Here is a 13,396-nt window from a genome sequence, read left to right on the forward strand (position 1 = left end):
TTTCGGTTTTTTGGTTAATTATTTTTAAGATTTGGTAGAGGAAAGAAGCAAGACTTTCCTAGAATCTTGTTTCTTTCTTCCTTTAAGAGAATTGAACAAATAAGAACACTTCTCATAAATCTTTCTTCTTTCTTTCCTCTTTCCTCTTTCCTCTTTCCTCTTTCCTCTTTCCTCTTCTCATCTACTTCAATCCATCTAAAAATCCTTGATAAGCTGGTTTTTTATTATAATCAGCATCTAGAAGCAATGGATATTCTTTGGAGTGCCAGAAACTTGTCAGCCAAGTGTATTTATCTGTAACTCCCCAAGTTGAAATAGCGAATTTTTGAGTTTGGGGCAATTCCTCATACATAGTGGTGATGTATTTATACGTTTCTGCTTGTTTCTGATTTTCGACATCGTTAAATGCGTATGAATCCGATTTGCTAGTGTTCACTTTTATATCCAATTCTGAAATATGAATTAGCAATCCCGTTGAAGCCATATCGGTAAAACCAGTTTTCATGGTTTGTCTATTGGTATCTGTTGCATAGTGAAACTGATCTCCTAAACCATCAATTGGCACTCCGTTGGCTTTGAATCTCGTCACCATTTTTTTAATGGCTGCTCTTTTTCCTGCGTCCAAAACCACACTATAATCGTTGTAAAATAATTTAGCATCTGGATCTGCTGCTTTTGCATAACGGAAACATCTTCCATAAAATCCGATTGGATCTTTAAAAAGAGAATTGATGACAGTTTCGTTTCGCATCGCACCTCCATCTGCAAAAATCTCGTTTACAACGTCCCAGCTTTTTACTTTGCCTTTGTAACGTCCTACAACATCTGTAATATAAACTTTGACTTTTGACTCGAAGGCAATAGAATCGTACTGTGCTTTTTTAAACCATTCTGGAAACGAATCGTACCAAACCAAAGTATGTCCGTGAACTTCTATTTTATTGTCTTGGGCAAAACTTACTAAATAGTCGGCAGCGGCATAATTGTACGCCGTTGAAGATGTCCAAATACTTGCCATTTTCATTTCAAATTCGGCTGTGATCTGACTATAATGTTTTAAAACGGCATTTTTATAATTGGCTTCATTTTGCAAATCTTTCATTTTAACCGCAGCGCCAATTTTAAATTTTGCTTTCTCTTTTAAAGTCTGCGTAATCGGGTTTGGATTTCCAGTGCCCCCTTCGTCTGCATTTATAAAAACTACTTTCTCATCGTTGCTGCATGAGGCAAAAAGCCAAGCAGTCAATGCTACTAAAATATATTGTTTCATCATGTTATCTTTTTTAATCCGGAAGTCAGATCAGGATTCCGACTTCCGGAAGGGTTATTACTAACTTTAACCTTTTTTCATTAATTATATCCAACATTAAATCCTTCTGGTTTTCCCATCAAATCGATTTGGCTTTGCGGAATTGGCATGTTAACCATTGCAGGAGTCATTTTCAGTTGCACTTCTCCAGAAATAGTTCCAGATGGACTAGAACGGAAATATAAATTTTGTCTTTCTACCAGCAGTCCTAATCTCTTTAATAAAAACCATCTGTTATTCTCGAAAGCCAATTCTCTAGCTGATTCGTCCAAATAATTGTTTAAAGTCCATGCTGTCAAATCGAATGTAGTTACTGCGCTTTCAGGATTTCCGGTATAACCTCTTCTTCTTACTTTGTTTAGGCAAGCTAAAGCTTTAGCATCATTTCCTAAATTATGATACGCTTCTGATGCCAATAAATAGGTTTCTGCCAATCTGTAATACATATAATCTTTATAGCTGTTTGAAGTCATTGGAAGTTTTTCTGTATCATGATATTTCTTCAAACTCCAATGCCAAGCTCTATAATTTCCATTTGGGGCTGCAATTGCTGGATTGGTAATTGGCTGTCCGAATTTTGGATTTCCCGGAACATTAATTTTATAATCCTGATAATTATCGGAATAATAGTAAGTCTTGAATCGTAAATCGTTTGCTTGATCGTAAAGTGATTTCAGATAATTATTTGGATAAAACCAGCCTAATGCCTGTCCTCCATAAGCGACATCTTGCACCAGTTCGTTTGTATTTAATTCGTAAGTTCTGTGGGTAAAAACACTGCTTAACCAAGAACCTCCGCCTCCGGCCAAGTTGTCTTCTGGACCTAACAAATAGTCTTTCTGATACGTAAAAAGTGATTCTTTATGATTTCCGTTTTGTCCCCAAACATCTGCAAGTGCTACTAAACCATGAGTTCCGTCGTTAATAATAGCATCAAATTGTGCCGCTGCTCCTGCCCAATCTTGCTGCCATAAAGCGCTTTTTCCACGAATATGTCTTGCAACGCCTTGACCGTAACGTCCTGGATCTACTTTGAAAGGAAGATTGGCAATTGCATAATCCAAATCGGCATCAATTAATCGGTACACGTCGGCATCGCTTGCTACTTTGTATTCAACTGGATCGTTGATATTTTGCGGAGTTGTCGGAATGGTATCAATTAAAATTCCGCCATACATTTGTTTTAAATCCAAATACAATTCGCCTCTGATAACACGAGCTTGCGCCACTAATTTTTTCTTCGCGGCTTCGTCCATTTTTACCGATCTTGCTGCGGTGATTATAGCAGAACATCTATCGATAATTTTATAACCTTGAATCCATTTTGAACCTGTATACGATTGCGGATTATGACCTGTTCCATAAGGTGTATTCCAAGTTCTGTGCAATCCTAAATCTGTTGCCACCATAAAGAATACGTTTGCCCACAAATCGCTGTTGTCTCCCGAAGGCAAATTATAAAAACGCATTTGATTGTAAAGTGCATTAACACCAACTTCTAAACCTGCTGGCGAGTTGTAGATATAATCTACAGATACTTGATCTTTTACGTTTTCTTCCAGAAATTCTTCGCAAGAAGTAAGTCCAAGAAAAAGTCCGAATATCAAAACAAATAGAAAATTTATGTTTTTCATGATCTTGTTATTTTTATTTTATTGAATATCTTTTTAAAAACCTACTTGTAAACCTATAACACAAGTAACAGGTTCCGGATAATCGCTAATCTCTTTTTCTGGACTATACGACTGATAATCTGTAAGCGTTACCAAATTGCTTCCTGTTACATACAATCTCATATTGCTTAATCCTAGAGTTTTAATCGTGTTTTCTGGAAATTTAAATCCAACCGACACGTTTTGCATACGGATATAAGAAGCATCTTGCAAACCTAAAGTATTGATATACGGTGGATCGTTTCCGTCTCTTGGTCTCGGCCAATTTCCTCCCGGATTTTCTGGTGTCCAATAATCTTGCTTGATACCGTTTTTCACTCCACGTAAAGAACCTCCTTTTACATAATCGTATAAGAACAAATTGTCTCTAGTAACGCCCTGAACGGTATAAATGTCTGCTGAGAAATCAAAATTTTTGTATTCTAAAGCCACAGAGAATGTTCCGAACCAATCTGGCATTTTCGAAGTAATAACACGATCCTGATCTGGGTTTGGATTTGCTCCGTTTGACGGATCTGCATCGTACAATTTTATATCTCCAGGATATAAGGTGGTTCCTGTAACCAACGGAATATTTTCTCCTTCTTGATAAATTCCAACCGCTTTATATCTATAATACACATCGATTGGTTTTCCGATAAACCATAAGTTTCCGACAGAATCATCTTCTCTTCCGTCGCCATCTGCATCTTTTCCGTAGATACTTACAATGCTGTTTTTATTTTTAGTGAAAGTGGCTCCCAGATTCAATCTGAAATCTTTCTTTTTGATTACATCTCCATTCAAAGTAATTTCTAAACCTTTGTTGTTTACTTTTCCAATGTTCGAAAGTTTGGTTGTATAACCTGTGTTGGCATTCAACGTTTCATAAATCAATAAATCTGAAGTATCCGTATTATAGACCTCAACTGTACCATTTAATCTGTTTTTGAATAAACCAAAATCGGCTGCTAAGTTTAATTGTGTTGAGGTTTCCCATCTTAAATCTGGATTTGACAATTGATTTCCTGGAACATAACCGGAAACTTTTACACCATTAATAATGTAATCTCTCTGTACAGCTGTTGCCATACTTTGATAAGGATCTTTCGGCTGATTTCCTACTTTACCATAACTCGCTCTTAACTTTAAATTACTTAAAACAGGTACGTGTTCTTTCATGAACTCTTCGTTTGTAACATTCCATGCTGCGTTTACCGCTGGGAAGAATCCCCATTTGTTGTTGGCCCCGAAAACCGAGGATCCGTCAGCTCTTCCAGAAACTGTGAAATAATATTTGTTGTCAAAATCATATTCTAATTTTCCTGCGAAAGAGATAAGCGATCTTTCGTTTCCACCAATCAACGGCGTATTCAAAAAAGCACTTTCTAAACCGTAAATTCCTAAAATATCACTCGGAATTCTACTTGCTGAGTTTCTAAAATCATTGTATTCTGATGAGGTAAGCTCATAAACTCCAGTTAGGTTAAAATGATTTTTTTCGGCTAGATTCAGATTGTAATGTAAAATATTACTCAATTGATATTCTACATTATCTTTATACTCGATATAACCGCTACCTTGTCCTGAATTGGCAATTCCAGAAAGAGATTTTGAAGTGTTGAAAGACATTGCTTTATAATTCCAAGATCTGCGGCTGGCATTTAATTTATAGGTAAAACCTTTTGCTAGATTGATATCCAGAAAGATGTTCATGATATCATTTCTGTTTAACTCATTAGTATTGGTTTCGTAAACATCAATCAGCGGATTTGGCGTTTCCTGAATTCCCCCTGGCAAATAACGGAAAGACCCATCTTCATTATACACTTGTCCAAGCGGCGAAGTTGTAATGGCATTGTTCAGAATATTTCCAACATTGGGTCTATTCGATTCTGAAAACTGCAGTGAAACATTCATTCCTATTTTCAACCAATCTCTTACTCTCTGATCGACATTAACCCTCATTGCTACTTTTTCATAATCTGAATTTGGCACTACTCCCGAAGTATTGATATAATTGACACTTGAAAATATACTCGTTTTCTCTGTTCCAGAAGAAATGCTTACACTATGATTGTTGGTGACACCCGTTCTTAAAACCAATTTTTCCCAATCAATATATTTTCCAGATTGAACAGATTCTAATTCAAGTGGAGTGAAAACCTGATTATCTGGTCGGTACACTCCACCATTACTTGTTCTGTAGGCTTCTCTTTTTAGCTGTGCAAATTCTTCTCCAGTATAAACATCAAAATTTCTATTGATCGTTTGAACTCCAGAAAAACCATTATAAGAGATTTTTGCTTTCCCTGTTTTTCCTCTTTTTGTCGTAATTAAAATAACGCCATTTGCGGCTCTAGCTCCATAAATAGATTGTGCTGCGGCATCTTTTAAAATTTCTAAAGAAGCAATATCATTCGCATTGATATCATTAATATTTCCGATTACAATTCCGTCAGCAATTACAATAGGTTCATTACTTCCGTTAATCGATTTTTTCCCTCTAATTTGAATCGAAGAAGAACTTCCTGGTCCGCCATCATTTAAACTTACTTGAACTCCGGCAGCTTTTCCTCTCAACATTTCTCCAACATCTGAAGTAGCTACTTTTATCATATCGCCTGGTTTTACCGAAGCCACAGAACTGATTACGTCGCTTTTCTTCTTCGTTCCGTAACCTACTACGACTATCTCGTCTAGTGCTTGTGAACTTTCTTTTAAAACGACTTTTAGATTTTTCTTGTTTTCTGTTTCAATCGAAACTTCGTCCATTCCTATAAAAGAAAAAACTAGGGTGCTTTTTGCTGGTACACTAATTGTAAAATTTCCATCAAAATCGGTTTGAGTGCTTTTTGAAGTTCCTTTGGCGTGTACATTTACACCCGGCAGCGGAATTCCTGCATTATCGACTACTTGTCCAGTAATCGAACTTTCTTGTGCACTCGCTGTGGTTGAGAGAATACACATCAGAAATAATAAAACTAGTTTTAGATAATTTCCTCCAAGAAAAAACATCTTTACAGGTTTGTTTTTTTTCATAAATAATTGTTTTGGTTAGTTAGATAGAAATCAGTCATGATTTATGTTGCAAATGTGATTATTAAATGAGGTTTTTAGGGGAGAAAAACATTCGCATTTGGGGGCGTGAATGTGCTTATTTACGAATTTCACCTCTTCTGAAGCCTTAAAAAACAGGATTCATAATAAAAAACTTAAAAAATTATCAGACATTTAATTTCTTCAGCAAATAAAGATTTTTACCGCAAAGCATGAAAAGAAAAACCACAGAGTGTAAAAAAAATCAGCCACAGATTATTAGGATTAAAATGATTTTTAAAATCTGTGTTAATCTTTATAATCTGTGGCTAAAAAAAAATGTGCTTTGCAGTTAATTCACGTGAGAACTTTTATATTCAGACGGTGAAAGGTTGTAGAATTTCTTGAATTCTTTACTAAAGTGTTTTCGATCATTAAAACCGACCATATACGTTACCTCGCCAACTGAATAACTAGTATTTGCCAAGAGACTTGCTGCTTTCTTCAATCGCATATTTTTGATAAAACCTGCAACAGAATGATTCGTTAAGGATTGCACTTTTTTATAAAGTACAGTTCGGCTCATGCCAATTTCGCTAACTAAGTCGTTTACATCAAAATCTGTGTTATCGAGATTGTCTTCAATAATCTGAGTCAATTTCTTTAAAAAGATGCCTTCTGGCGTATTTATGTTTTCTTCTTCTACAGCGGCAATAAATCCTTCACCATATTTTTGGCGCATTATTTCTTTAGCCGATAATAGGTTGGCAATCGTCAGCTTTAATTCTTCGATACTGAAAGGTTTCGAGATATAAGCATCCGCTCCTGTTGAAAGTCCTTCAATTCTATTTATAGTAGAGGATTTTGCCGTCAATAAAACCACTGGAATATGGTTTGTATTTAAACTTGTTTTTAAAATTTTACACAATTCAAAACCATCCATTTCCGGCATCATGACGTCGCTGACAATTAAATCTGGAATTTCAGAATCCATATATTCCAAAGCGCTTAATCCATTCGTAAATTTCAGCACTCTGTAATCGGCGTGCAGAACGTCAAAAATAAACGACAAGACTTCTTCATTATCATCAATAACCAAAACCGTTTTTTTACCGCTTTCGTCTTCCAGATATTCTGGTTCGTAAATGTCAATTTCTGTTTTTACATCAGAAATCGGATTAGCATTTTCGTTTACTGAAATCGCATTTTCAACAATTTGAGATTTTTTAAAATGGTCTTTTCCTTTCTTTAACTTAATCGTAAAAATGGTATTGAAATTCGGATCTTCTTCAGTCTGAACTTTAATTTCCCCATGATGCAATTCTACAATACTTTTACTAAGTGCTAAACCAATTCCACTTCCCAAATTTGCACTTCCGCGATCATCAAGCTGAAAAAAGTTTTTGAAAATTTTCTTTTTTCTGTTATCTGGAATTCCGATTCCGTTGTCTTTTACTTTAATTTCAATAAAATCAGAATTATCTTTTTGTTCCACTGCCAAAGTAATTTTACCACCTTTACTCGTAAATTTAAAGGCATTCGAAAGCAGATTATAAATCACTTTTTCCATTTGATTTTTATCGAAATAAATCAAAGCGGTATTGATGTTCAGCACGAATTTATAATCGATCTTTTTCTCCACCGCAATTCCGCGAAACGACTCGTAAATATCAAAACAAAATGAAACAATATCTTGCTGTTCACAATAGATTTTCATACTTCCTTTTTCGGCTTTTCTAAAATCCATTAATTCGTTGACCAATTTCAGTAATCGATCCGAATTGCTTTTAATGGTTTTCAGTTTATGCTCGAGATTCGAACCTTTTTCAGCGTTGCTTAAAAGTTCTTCAACTGGCCCACTGATTAAAGTCAAAGGTGTTCTAATTTCGTGTGAAACATTCGTAAAGAAATCCAGTTTCATTTTATACAGCTCCTCCTGTCTTTCTTTTTCGACTTGTTCCAAATAATAGGCTTGTTTTAGTAATTCTCGATTTCTAAAAAAACGGAACAATAAAACGGAAGCACCCGCCAATAAAACGATGTAAAACAAATACGCCCACCACGTTTTCCACCACGGTGGCAGCATAATAATTTTTAAGGTTTTAATCGTCGGATTCCATTCTCCTCCTCCATTCGAAGTTTTGATTTTCAGCGTATAAGTTCCCGAATTCAAGTTCGTTAAATTGATATAATGCTGAGAACCTATCACATGCCATTCATCTTTATTGAACGAACTTTCTAATTTATAGGCATATTCACTTTTTTCTGGCGAAATAAAATTCATTGCACTAAACTCCAAACCAATATAACCTTGATCGTGTTTTAAAGTGATTTCTGTCGTTTCGCTGATTCGTTTTTCTAAAGAAACCACTTTATTTCCAGGTCTAATTTCTTCATTATTGACGATCAATTTTGTTAAGACAATTGGCGATTTGTCTTTGGTTTTAATCAATTTTGAAGGATTGAAAACAATTAAACCGTTTGAACATCCAAAAACAAGCTCTTTAGCATTTAAATTTGAACTGCAATTGGTTGAAAATTGTTTCACTTTCAAACCATCTTTTGAGGAAAAAGAAGTGATTTCGAAATCCTTAATATTTAGAACTGATTTTACACTTTTGGTTTTAATCTTGTAAAGCAGATTATTGTCGCTGATCCAAATATTTCCTTGTGCATCTTCTGAAATACTTTTGATAGTTTCGTCTGTAAACCCCATCGAACGGTTGATTTCGAAGAAACGTCCTTTCTTTTCATCAAAAATATTCACGCCGCCACTTTCTGCGCCAACCCAAAATCTGTTTTTCGAATCGGTAAACAAGACAGTCAAACTGTTGTTGGATAAACCACTTTTTGGTCCGGCTTTGAAAACTCTCGTAACTTGCTTTAGTTTTTTATCAAAATAGTTCAAACCATATTGCGTAGCAATCCAAAGTCCATCTTTTCTGTTGGCGATATCAGTAATAAAATTATCGCTGAGTGAATTAGAACTTCCATCTGCCATGTAAATTTCGACCGTTCCATCGGGCAATACTTTCTTTAACCCATTGCCGTTTGTTCCAACCCAAAGATCGTCTTGATCCATTACTAACGAAGTAATTGGACGTTCGCGTTCTTTGGAATCCTTCCGCGAAAGCGAAATAAATTGAAACGATTTACTGCTTTTATTGAATTTGAACAATCCGTTGAAAGTTCCACAAAATAAATTCTGTTCATTCTGATTGACCAAAGCCGTAATCATATTGATGCTTTTGTCAAAATCGTAACCTTCAATAAAATACGAAGCGCTTTTATTATTTTTAAAATCAAGATAATTTAAACCGCCGCCGTTTGTTCCGACCCAAATCGAACCATCATTTTCTTTGGAAACCGCATTTACTGTGGCATTATTTAATCCGAAATTGGGTTTTACAACTTCTCGTACATTGGTAAAATTGGTATTTGTTTTTTGGAAAAAATTGACACCGCCACCGTTTGTTCCAATCCAAATATCGTTATGACGATCTTTCAAGAAGCATTTTACATCATCGTCTGAAAGACTGTAATTCTGCAGCGGATTATGTCCATATTTGGTGAATTCGTTTTTGTCTTTTTTGTAAACACACAAACCATTTTTGGTTGCAAACCAAATCGTATTATTGTCAACTTCAACAATATCGTTTACCCAATTAGAAGATAAACTTTTTCTGTTACTTGTATTCAGCAGAAAATTAGTGACTGAATTTTTATCCACATCAAAACGAAAAACGCCATTTGCTTCAGTCGCAAACCACAAATCGCCGTTTTTTTCTTTAATGATTTTCCAGATTTTGGATTTTAGTAAAGATTCGTTTTCTATTAATGCTTTTGGTAATGTTTTTTTCGAACCATTTTTAGGATCAAAACACTCTAAACCTTTAGAAGTTCCGACCAAAACACCATAATTTTTATCATAAAACAAAGACAAAACCCTGCTTTTTCTAAAAGGAGAATTATGATCGTTGGAGATTTCTTCTAATAAATATTTTTGTTTGTTCAATTTTTTAATTCCGCCAAAAGTTCCAATCCATATTCGGTTTTGGTCGTCTTGAATAATGGAGGAAATATAATTTCTTCCGCCTTTTATTTTTTGAACGTCAACACGTAAAAAGCTTCTTTCATTTTTATTGAAAAGATTAAGTCCGTTATTAGTTCCGATCCAGATTTGTCTCTGATTGTCTTCTAAAATCACATTCACGTGATTGTTGCTGATACTATTGAGGATGTCTTTGTTGTAAACATATCGCAAGAAATCATAACCATCATAACTAATCAAACCGTTTGCAGTTCCGATCCAAATAAATCCTTTTTGAGTCTGATGAATACTCGAAATCATACTTTGCGAAAAACTCGTATCGTAATTGATATGATCAAAATACAAATCGGATTCCTGCGCTTTCAAGCCAAAAGGAATAAAAAGAAATAAGATAAAACTGAAAAAGTAGATTCTGATGTGCTGCATAAACGAAATTTAATAAAATCCGAATAATTTAATTGCAATAAACCTATGAAAAAAATCAATCGAATGTGTTGCAAAATAGCGCTTATAAGAAAAAAAGAGGTGGGAGTTTTTTCTTTTTAAGGGGTGTAGATGTACTTTTTGAGGTAATTTTTATTTTAAAGGAAAATATCTAAGCTTTAATAGATTCAATTTTAATTTATATTTGTTTCAATACTAGAATTAAGCAACTAAGAAACAATGAAAACTTTAAAATTTAAAAAGAACTTAATACCACTATTTATTGTTGTTTCTGGAGTAACCGTATTTATTGTATATAATATTCAATTGAATAAAAAATTTATACAAGTAGAGGTAAACAGTATTATTATAAAACGAAATAATTGGCAACTAAGAACAACCGAGTTTTATTTAAAAAATGGATTGAGAATTGATTCTACATTTAAAGATAATTTTGACTTAAAAATAGGAGATTCAATTTCAAAAAGACCAAATACTAAGACTTTTAGTGTTTACAGGATGAAAAATGGAAAATATAAATTCTACAAGAAAAATACGATCTATTAAAGCAAATCCAACCTAGATTTAAAAAGCAAAAAAGCCACTTCAATTAAGAAACGGCTTCTGTCTCTTCAATCAATCCTAAGATTTTACCGTAAGCGATTGCAGCTTTATGAACTTGAACCGTCCAATCTTCGGCGGCGTTGTCATCGGCTCCATCTGAAATGTATTTTAAACTCAAAAAAGGAATATTTTCTTTCATCGCAATCATGGCCAAAGCGTAGGCTTCCATATCAACCACGTTGTACGCGTCTGAGCAATGCCCCATTTCGAAGTTATCTCCAGTTCCACAAATTCCTTCTTGGAGATTGTCCATCAACAAACCATATTCTAAAATTGGCGGTAAACCAGAAAGCGGTGTTTCAAATTGCGCGAATCCTAAACCGCGAACATCCATATCTCTTTGTACAAATTTCGTACAGCAAATAACATCGCCTTTTTGAAAACAGCTACTTCCAGCTGATCCAAGATTGATAATTACAGCAGGCTTTTTCTTTAGAATTGCTTTTGAAAGTTCGTAAGCGGCGTTTACTTTTCCGATTCCGGTAAATAAAACATTATGTCCTTTAAAAACTTCTGCTGCTTCAGATTCGAGAGCAAAACAGAATAATATATCTTCGAAGGCAAAAGATGCCATCTGATTAATTTGTATCATGCGTAATTTATTTTCGGTTTACAAAAATACGCTTTAAAATTTACGTGGCTCTAACCTAAATTTAAAATCCAAAAAACACGTTAAAGTCTGCTTTCTATAGTGGATTTTAATTCAGAAAAAATACTTTTGTTAGAATCAGAATTTTAATCCTTAAAACCCAGAAAGGAAAACTGCATGGATAATGAAAAATTTATTTTCTGCCTAGAAGGCGTTCGAGATATAGACGATCATACCCCGACCAATGTGGTAAAATGTCTGGAAGAATTGGCCATTGACCAAGGCATTTCGAGCATTCATAAAACTTGCGATACTATTGAAGGTTTAGAAGAGAGCTTGAATATTCTGTTGTATGAAGATCATAATTTCAAGGATTATGAAATTATTTATCTTGCCATGCCTGGACAGCAAAATAACATTTGCCTTCACGATTATTATTACAGCATTGAAGAAATTGCAGAATTGTTTGAAGGGAAAATGAAAGGCAAAATTATTCATTTTGCCAATCTAAAAGTTTTAGATTTAAACGAAGAAGAAGCACAATATTTCTTAGATATAACTGGAGCACGAGCTATTTCGGGCTATGGATCGACTTATAATAAAATTGCAAGTTGCAGTACTATCGATAAAGCCTTTTTTAGTTTGTATCAGGAAAACGATAATTTAATTGAAGTTGTCGAAGATCTTTATGCCAAACATTACAATCTATGCAAACTGCTTGATTTTAGATTATATTATTAAAAATGAAAAAGAATCAGGCAGAGAAAATAAAAACCTATAATCTAAAAGGATTTCGAGAGAAGTTTTTGGGAGAAGACAATCCTATTCACATGCTTTTCAAATCGAATTCTGAACATTTTTTCTGTCTTGAAATTGGAGAGATGATGCAGATGCAGCATCCTGTTCCGCCATCTAAACATTCTTGCCATACTTTAATTTTTATTTCTTCGGGACAACATATTATGAAATTGGGCTATCAGGAATATATCACGACCGATAATGAAATGATTATGGTTCCGGCTGGTCAGATTTTTTCGCTTGATAATGTGAATAATATACACAGCGGATACATTTGCCAGTTTCATCCTGATATTTTAATTCGGAAATATGGAAGCCGTGAACTACTAAATGATTTTGATTTTCTAAAAATTTCAGGAAATCCAAAAATCAAACTTGGACCTGAAGAAATTACACCAATTACCAATATATTAGAACGATTGAAAAAGGAATATTCAGAAACAACTGTTACCGATTTGAATATTGTGCAATCGTATCTGATTACGTTGTTTTATGAAATGAATAAAAATGCTGTAAAAAGTTCTAAAAGCATTTCGGCAGCGGAAGCAATTACCGGAAAGTTCAAAGAATTGATTCATGATCATATCAAAACCCAGCATCAGGTTAATTATTATTCTTCGCTGCTAAATGTCACTCCAAACCATTTAAACAAATGTGTAAAGACTGTAACAGGCAAATCTGCCGTAAAATGGATTGACGAAAACATATTGCTAGAAGCCAAATATTTATTGTTTCAAACAACGCTTTCTGTAGGTGAAATCGCAACGCAAGTAGGCTTTGAGGATCAATCTTACTTTAGCAGATTTTTTAAAAAAGCAGAAGGAATTTCTCCTATTCGATATCGAAAAATGATTGATAAGTCCTAATTATTGATTATAGAATCCTAACAAATATGTGAGTGTTTTTCAGAA

The 13,396-nt window shown here is 34.3% G+C and carries 8 protein-coding genes; 3 read left to right on the forward strand and 5 right to left on the reverse strand.

From position 1 onward, the window contains the following. Positions 1-181 precede the first annotated feature (181 nt). The 4 genes from ABTV69_RS00855 to ABTV69_RS00870 all read right to left on the reverse strand — a co-directional run bounded on the left by ABTV69_RS00855 (position 182) and on the right by ABTV69_RS00870 (position 10,477). Positions 182-1,273 carry an endo-1,4-beta-xylanase gene (locus tag ABTV69_RS00855; RefSeq protein WP_433833410.1) on the reverse strand — a complete coding sequence of 364 codons (1,092 nt, stop codon included), beginning with the start codon at positions 1,271-1,273 and terminating at the stop codon, positions 182-184. Positions 1,274-1,350: 77 nt separating this feature from the next. Further along, a complete protein-coding gene (locus tag ABTV69_RS00860) occupies positions 1,351-2,943 on the reverse strand; it encodes a RagB/SusD family nutrient uptake outer membrane protein (protein ID WP_433833412.1) in 1,593 nt (530 codons plus the stop codon). Positions 2,944-2,976: 33 nt separating this feature from the next. Next, positions 2,977-6,003: a SusC/RagA family TonB-linked outer membrane protein gene (locus tag ABTV69_RS00865; protein ID WP_433833414.1), complete on the reverse strand. Its 3,027-nt coding sequence runs from the start codon at positions 6,001-6,003 to the stop codon at positions 2,977-2,979. Positions 6,004-6,352: 349 nt separating this feature from the next. Further along, positions 6,353-10,477 carry a hybrid sensor histidine kinase/response regulator transcription factor gene (locus tag ABTV69_RS00870; protein WP_433833416.1) on the reverse strand — a complete coding sequence of 1,375 codons (4,125 nt, stop codon included), beginning with the start codon at positions 10,475-10,477 and terminating at the stop codon, positions 6,353-6,355. Between the two features lie 237 nt (positions 10,478-10,714). On the opposite strand from ABTV69_RS00870, the gene ABTV69_RS00875 reads away from it, so the two are divergent. After that, positions 10,715-11,041, forward strand: coding sequence for a hypothetical protein (locus ABTV69_RS00875; RefSeq protein WP_433833418.1), 327 nt, complete (start codon positions 10,715-10,717; stop codon positions 11,039-11,041). Between the two features lie 43 nt (positions 11,042-11,084). Here ABTV69_RS00875 and ABTV69_RS00880 read toward each other — a convergent pair whose 3' ends face one another. Then, complete coding sequence (locus tag ABTV69_RS00880) at positions 11,085-11,690, reverse strand: nucleosidase (protein ID WP_433833420.1); 606 nt, start codon at positions 11,688-11,690, stop codon at positions 11,085-11,087. Positions 11,691-11,864: 174 nt separating this feature from the next. Between ABTV69_RS00880 and ABTV69_RS00885 the strand changes: the two genes are divergently transcribed. Together ABTV69_RS00885 and ABTV69_RS00890 are read left to right on the forward strand one after the other, a co-directional pair. Further along, positions 11,865-12,428 carry a DUF6642 family protein gene (locus tag ABTV69_RS00885; RefSeq protein ID WP_433833422.1) on the forward strand — a complete coding sequence of 188 codons (564 nt, stop codon included), beginning with the start codon at positions 11,865-11,867 and terminating at the stop codon, positions 12,426-12,428. Positions 12,429-12,430: 2 nt separating this feature from the next. Further along, positions 12,431-13,351 (forward strand): helix-turn-helix domain-containing protein, encoded by a 921-nt coding sequence (locus tag ABTV69_RS00890; RefSeq protein ID WP_433833424.1) that lies wholly within the window; start codon positions 12,431-12,433, stop codon positions 13,349-13,351. Positions 13,352-13,396 lie beyond the last annotated feature (45 nt).

The organism is Flavobacterium anhuiense, from assembly GCF_050990855.1.
Taxonomy (GTDB): domain Bacteria; phylum Bacteroidota; class Bacteroidia; order Flavobacteriales; family Flavobacteriaceae; genus Flavobacterium; species Flavobacterium anhuiense_C.

Bases quoted from the DNA above. Each gene is read 5' to 3' on its own strand.
- ABTV69_RS00855 (WP_433833410.1), bottom strand. From the start codon at position 1,273: ATGATGAAACAATATATTTTAGTAGCATTGACTGCTTGGCTTTTTGCC.
- ABTV69_RS00860 (WP_433833412.1), bottom strand. From the start codon at position 2,943: ATGAAAAACATAAATTTTCTATTTGTTTTGATATTCGGACTTTTTCTT.
- ABTV69_RS00865 (WP_433833414.1), bottom strand. From the start codon at position 6,003: ATGAAAAAAAACAAACCTGTAAAGATGTTTTTTCTTGGAGGAAATTAT.
- ABTV69_RS00870 (WP_433833416.1), bottom strand. From the start codon at position 10,477: ATGCAGCACATCAGAATCTACTTTTTCAGTTTTATCTTATTTCTTTTT.
- ABTV69_RS00875 (WP_433833418.1), top strand. From the start codon at position 10,715: ATGAAAACTTTAAAATTTAAAAAGAACTTAATACCACTATTTATTGTT.
- ABTV69_RS00880 (WP_433833420.1), bottom strand. From the start codon at position 11,690: ATGATACAAATTAATCAGATGGCATCTTTTGCCTTCGAAGATATATTA.
- ABTV69_RS00885 (WP_433833422.1), top strand. From the start codon at position 11,865: ATGGATAATGAAAAATTTATTTTCTGCCTAGAAGGCGTTCGAGATATA.
- ABTV69_RS00890 (WP_433833424.1), top strand. From the start codon at position 12,431: ATGAAAAAGAATCAGGCAGAGAAAATAAAAACCTATAATCTAAAAGGA.